The organism is Mesorhizobium sp. M1A.F.Ca.IN.020.04.1.1 (genome assembly GCF_003997315.1).
In the GTDB taxonomy this organism is placed as follows: domain Bacteria; phylum Pseudomonadota; class Alphaproteobacteria; order Rhizobiales; family Rhizobiaceae; genus Mesorhizobium.
Map to the genome: position 1 here is coordinate 1 of NZ_RZSN01000263.1, position 5403 is coordinate 5403.

The 5403-nt window shown below is 65.9% G+C and carries 5 protein-coding genes and 1 pseudogene; 3 read left to right on the forward strand and 3 right to left on the reverse strand.

Translation table 11 applies throughout. The annotated features are described in order from the left end of the window. Positions 1-406: pseudogene (locus tag EOA49_RS29895) on the forward strand (TetR/AcrR family transcriptional regulator); the annotation flags it as partial. A gap of 92 nt (positions 407-498) precedes the next feature. Here EOA49_RS29895 and rpmE read toward each other — a convergent pair. Further along, on the reverse strand, positions 499-720 hold the full coding sequence (gene rpmE / locus EOA49_RS29900; RefSeq protein ID WP_040974396.1) for a 50S ribosomal protein L31: 222 nt from the start codon (positions 718-720) through the stop codon (positions 499-501). A 205-nt stretch (positions 721-925) separates the two neighbouring features. On the opposite strand from rpmE, the gene EOA49_RS29905 reads away from it, so the two are divergent. Next, complete coding sequence (locus tag EOA49_RS29905; protein ID WP_127243527.1) at positions 926-2728, forward strand: ABC transporter transmembrane domain-containing protein; 1803 nt, start codon at positions 926-928, stop codon at positions 2726-2728. A 19-nt stretch (positions 2729-2747) separates the two neighbouring features. Here EOA49_RS29905 and EOA49_RS29910 read toward each other — a convergent pair whose 3' ends face one another. Next, positions 2748-4232, reverse strand: a complete 1485-nt coding sequence (locus EOA49_RS29910) for a carboxypeptidase M32 (RefSeq protein WP_127240160.1) — start codon at positions 4230-4232, stop codon at positions 2748-2750. Between the two features lie 148 nt (positions 4233-4380). On the opposite strand from EOA49_RS29910, the gene EOA49_RS29915 reads away from it, so the two are divergent. Next, positions 4381-4734: a DUF1304 domain-containing protein gene (locus EOA49_RS29915; protein ID WP_067001740.1), complete on the forward strand. Its 354-nt coding sequence runs from the start codon at positions 4381-4383 to the stop codon at positions 4732-4734. An 88-nt stretch (positions 4735-4822) separates the two neighbouring features. Here the strand turns inward: EOA49_RS29915 and EOA49_RS29920 are convergent, their stop codons facing one another. Continuing rightward, positions 4823-5248 (reverse strand): hypothetical protein, encoded by a 426-nt coding sequence (locus EOA49_RS29920; RefSeq protein WP_067001742.1) that lies wholly within the window; start codon positions 5246-5248, stop codon positions 4823-4825. Between the last annotated feature and the right edge of the window lie 155 nt (positions 5249-5403).

Sequence of the window (5403 nt, forward strand, 5' to 3'; positions counted from 1 at the left end):
GGCCGAGCGCTACACCGCCGAAAGCCAGGCCTGCATCTCGGCGGCGCTGAAGGACGTCAGCGACGCCGAGGGGCTGAAGCGGGCGTTTTCGGAGCTGGTCGACATCTATTACGGGATGTTCCTGGCCGAACCGGTGATGCGCGACATCTGGTCGGGCACGCAGGCCGACAAGGCCTTGCGCGAACTCGAACTGGCCGACAGCCGGGCCAATGCCCGATTCCTCGTCGCGGTGCTGAAGCGGTTGCGTCCCGGCGCAGATACCGTGGCGATGGAGACGGCGGCGCTGCTAGTCTGGCAGATGGGCGAGGCGGTCATGCGGCTGGCGATCTCCGTCGACCGGGAGGAGGGCGACAGGCTGGTCGCGGCCTATAAGCGCATGGCGCTGCGGGAGCTGGTGGAAGGGTAGGTACTACCTGGTCGGGTTTCCCGCAGCGTCTGTGGCCAACAAAAAACCCGCCTCGGAGGCGGGTTTTTGATCTGCGACACGTTTAGAAAGGCTTAGAGGCCGAAACCTTCGAAACGCTTCTTGAACTTCGACAGGCGGCCGCCGCGGTCGAGCAGGGTCTGCTGGCCGCCGGTCCAGGCCGGGTGCGTGGTCGGGTCGATGTCGAGGTTCATCGTGTCGCCTTCCTTGCCCCAGGTCGAGCGGGTCAGGTATTCGGTGCCGTCGGTCATGACGACCTTGATGGTGTGGTAGTCGGGATGGATATCGGCCTTCATTGTCGTGTTCCTGGCTTGCCGGCGCTGGTGACGGGCCGATGGCCTGCGTCGATGCGCCCCTTTTTAAAACTCGAAGCCGCAGCTAATGAAAAGCCACGGCTTCTAAAACGGTCGGCGAGCCTATACATCAGCCGGAATTGAATCACAAGGCCGCGGCAGGCGCATATTGAAGCGCATGACGAACACGCGGCCAGAGGAAACGCTCATGGCGGATATTGGTGTCAGTGGTGACGAGCGCAGGCGCTCGGTCCGGCCGCTCAGGAACCTTTTTCCGTACGTCATGCAGTACCGCAAACTGGCGGTCGGCGCGATCATATCGCTGATCGTTGCGGCAGGGACGACGCTGGCCCTGCCGATGGCCGTGCGGCGCATGATCGATCACGGCTTCCAGGCGGCGGGCACTACCTTCATTGCCGAGTATTTCGCCGCGCTGGTGCTGATGGCGGCCGTGCTGGCGGCGGCCTCCGCCAGCCGCTACTACTTCGTCATCACGCTCGGCGAGCGGGTCGTCGCCAACATCCGCCGCGATGTCTTCTCCCATGTCACGACGCTCTCGCCGGCCTTTTTCGATCGCTCGCAGTCGGGCGAGATCGTGTCGCGGCTTGCCGCGGATACCACGCAGGTGAAGTCGGCGGTCGGCGCCACGGCATCGGTCGCGCTGCGCAATCTCATCCTCGGCGTCGGTGCCGTGGCGATGATGGTCTTCACCAGCCCAAAACTGTCCGGCCTGGTACTGGCCGCCATCCCGCTGATCGTGCTGCCGCTCGTCGCCTTCGGCCGTTCGGTGCGGCGCAAGTCGCGGCTGGCGCAGGATACGCTGGCGGAAGCCACTGCCTATGCCAGCGAGCAGATCGGCGCCGTGCGCACGCTGCAGGCCTTCACCAACGAGAAGCTGGTGACGGGGCGCTTCTCGGCCGCCGTCGAGGCCGCCTTCGAGGCGGCGCGCACGTCGGTCTTCGCCCGCTCCTTTCTCACCTTCTTCGCCATCTTCATGATCTTTTCATCGGTGGTGGCGGTGCTCTGGTTCGGCTCGCGCGACGTGCTTGCCGGCACGATGTCGGCCGGCACGCTCGGCCAGTTCCTGCTCTATTCGGTGTTCGCCGCCGGCGCACTCGGCGCGCTGTCGGAAGTGTGGAGCGAGCTGTCGCAGGCGGCGGGCGCCGCCGAGCGTCTGACCGAGATCCTGGCCGAGAAGCCCGCCATTCAGGCGCCCGCAGATCCTCAGCCGCTGCCGGCCAAGGCCAAGGGCGCGATCAGCTTTGACGATGTCTCCTTCTCCTATCCGGCGCGGCCGGACCGGGCCGCCGTGCATGGGCTGAGCTTCCAGGTGAAGCCCGGCGAGACGGTGGCGATTGTCGGTCCTTCGGGCGCGGGAAAAAGCACCGTCTTCTCGCTTATCCTGCGCTTCTACGATCCGGAGAGCGGCCGTGTCGTCATCGACGGCGTCGATCTGCGCCAGGCCGATCCGGCCGCAATCCGCCAGCGCATCGCCATCGTGGCGCAGGACGTCACCATCTTCGCGGCCAGTGCTGCCGACAATATCGGCTTCGGCCGGCCGGGCGCCAGCGATGCCGAGATCGAGGCGGCGGCAAAGGCTGCGCTTGCCGACGAATTCATCGGCAAGCTTGAAAAGGGCTATGACAGCCACGTCGGCGAGCGCGGTGTGACGCTTTCGGGCGGCCAGCGCCAGCGCGTGGCGATCGCCCGCGCCATTCTGCGCGACGCACCGATCCTGCTGCTCGACGAGGCGACCTCGGCGCTCGACGCCGAAAGCGAAACGCTGGTGCAGACGGCGCTGGAGCGGCTGATGCGCGGCCGCACCACCATCGTGATCGCCCACCGGCTGGCGACGGTACTCAAGGCCGACCGCATCCTGGTCATGGAAGGCGGGCGCATCGTCGAGGAAGGCACCCACCAAAGCCTTGTCGCCAAGGGCGGCACCTATGCGCGGCTCGCCAAGCTGCAGTTCGAGACCGGAGCGAGCGCCTTCAAGGGCGCGGCGGAGTAGCGCCCGCCGGCAGGCGTTATCAGTCGCCGTACCGCTTGCGCAGGTGCTCGGTGAAGTAAACGGCGTTGAGCTTCTCGCCGGTGGCGCGCTCGAGCAGGTCCGGCGTCGACCAGCGCGAGCCCTGCGACCAGATCTTGTCGCGTCGCCACTCATTGATGGCGCTGAAGTCGCCCTTGGCGAGATCTCCGTCGGCTGACGGATGCTCCCTGGTCAAGGCGGCCCACTGCTGTGCCGCCATCATGGCGCCCAGGGTGTAGGACGGGAAATAGCCGAAGGCGGCGCCCGGCCAGTGCACGTCCTGCATCGGCCCGTCGGCCGGGTTGTCGATGGTCGACAGGCCGAGATAGTCGCGCATCTTGGCATCCCAGGCCTCCGGCAGGTCGGCGGCCTCCAGCCGTCCTGAGACGAGCTCCTGCTCGAGCTCGTAACGCAGGATCACATGCAGCGGATAGGTGACCTCGTCGGCGTCGACTCGGATGAAGCCGCGTTCCACATGATGGACATGCGGCAGGGTGTCGTCGATCGACCAGGCTTCGCCGAGATGCTTCTCGACAACCGGCAGCGCCCAGCGCCAGAAGGCGGGGTTGCGGCCGATCTGCTTCTCGACGAACAGGCTCTGGCTCTCATGCATGGCCATGCCGCGCGCCTTGCCGAGCGGCCAGTGCGACCAGGCTTTCGGCAGATTCTGTTCGTAAAGCGCGTGGCCGGTCTCGTGCAGCACCCCCATCAGCGCCGACAGGAAATCGGAAGTCTTGTAGCGGGTGGTGATGCGCACATCGGTCGGCACGCCGCCGCAGAAGGGATGGTGCGACACCGCCAGCGAGCCATGCGTGAGGTCGAAGCCGACCGCCGCCATCATGGCAAGACCAAGCTCGCGCTGCTTCTCGACGGCGTAGCTGCCGGAGAGCGGCTTGAGCGCATGCTTCGCCAGCCGCGCATCCTGCACGGCCAGCGCATGCGGCAGGAAATCCTTGAGGAAAGCCTTCAGCTCGACGAACACCGGCGTGATGTCGGCGGCGCGGTTGCCGGGATCGTACTGCTCCATCAGCGCGTCATAGGGGGCGAGGCCGAGCGCCTCGGCGCGCAGCGCCGCTTCTTCTCGGACCAGCGCCACGACGCCTTCCAGTGCCGGCAGGAAGCCCGCCCAATCATTCTTGGCGCGCAGGTCGCGCCAGAGCTGCTCGGAGCGCATGCGCGCCGTCGTCTGGCGCTCGACAAATTCGACCGGCAGGCAGGTGAGATTGGTATATTGCCGGCGCAGTTCCCTCACCGCAGCCTGCTGCTCGTCGTTCAGCGGTTCGGCTTCGGCGGCGGCGATCCAGTCGCCGATCTCCGGCGCGGTAGCCTGGGCGTGCAGCATGCCGGCCAAGGCCGACATCGCCTCGGCGCGCTTCTCGCCGCCGCCAACCGCCATGTGGGTCGCCTCATCGGCGCCGAGGATGGCCAGCGCATGTTCCAGCGCTTCGAGCCTATGGCCGAGTAGATCGAGTTTTTGGAAGGACATGGATGGTTTCCGGCTGCAAAGGGGTTGGCGCGAAAAGATACCAAGGCGCGCAGCTTGGCAACCCTGATCCGCCCGTTCCGGATCAGCCCATCTTGCCTTGCAACAGCGCTGCGTGATCAAAAGTTGGGGCCAACGAGCGGAGGGGACAATGATCGGCAATATCCTGACCGGGCTGGTGGCGCTGATCCACTGCTACATCGTCTATCTGGAGATGGTGCTGTGGGACACGCCGCGCGGCCACAAGGCGTTCAACCTCAAGCCGGACTTCGCCAGCGCCTCGAAAGTGCTCGCCGCCAACCAGGGGCTCTATAACGGCTTTCTTGCTACAGGCCTGATCTGGGGGCTCTATCTCGGCACCGGCGGGTTCCAGATCAAGATGTTCTTCCTGCTTTGCGTTGCCGTCGCCGGCCTCTATGGCGGGGCGACCGTCGGCCGCAAGATCCTGTTCGTCCAGACGCTGCCTGCGGTGCTTGCCATTATCGCGCTTTGGCTCGGCCGGTGACTGAAAAAAGGACGCCCTCGGGCCAGGTCCCTCGGGCGCCAGATCGTCCCTTCCTGGTCTCGAAACGGCAGTCGCGGACCGAAACCGCTCAGCCGTTCGGATAGTGACCGCCGTCGGCGCCGTCGCCCATCAGGAAGCCGCTGCCGGTATCGGTTCTCAGCTTCTGGTCGACATTGTCGAGACGGCGCAGCAGATCGTGATATTGCGCAGCCGGAATCCTGCCGTGATCCGAAGCGGCTACGTGCTCGGCCACCTGGCTGATGTGCGCGGCGCGCATATGCAGTTGCTGCGCTTCCGAGGCCGAGATGTCGTTTGCTTGCCGCGCGTCGGCGATGCCCTGATCCACACCCTGGACCTGCTCGATCAGGCTGGTCACCCGCGGTCCGGTGAAGTCGGTTGGATCGGTTGCGTCGAGAGCGCCCTTGTGATGTCCGGCGGCGTAGGCGCCGGCGAGCGGAGCGGCGATCAGAACCGCGGCGAGAGTTGCAGTCTTGAGAGATGTTAAAGCGCGCATGACGGCGCGTCCTCCTGCTGGGGAAGGAGCGGCCATCCCGCTCTGCTTCCGAGCTAGTGGGCCGTCCGGTTCCGTCGCGTCGCGATGGGAGGCATCGCCGGCGGTTCCCGGCCCTGCGCAGCAAATTAGGGCCGCCAAGTCGCCGAGTGTAATTA

Excerpts from the sequence above, each read along its gene's own strand:
- rpmE (WP_040974396.1), bottom strand. The coding sequence starts at position 720 with ATGAAGGCCGATATCCATCCCGACTACCACACCATCAAGGTCGTCATG.
- EOA49_RS29915 (WP_067001740.1), top strand. The coding sequence starts at position 4,381 with ATGATCGGCAATATCCTGACCGGGCTGGTGGCGCTGATCCACTGCTAC.
- EOA49_RS29910 (WP_127240160.1), bottom strand. The coding sequence starts at position 4,232 with ATGTCCTTCCAAAAACTCGATCTACTCGGCCATAGGCTCGAAGCGCTG.
- EOA49_RS29905 (WP_127243527.1), top strand. The coding sequence starts at position 926 with ATGGCGGATATTGGTGTCAGTGGTGACGAGCGCAGGCGCTCGGTCCGG.
- EOA49_RS29920 (WP_067001742.1), bottom strand. The coding sequence starts at position 5,248 with ATGCGCGCTTTAACATCTCTCAAGACTGCAACTCTCGCCGCGGTTCTG.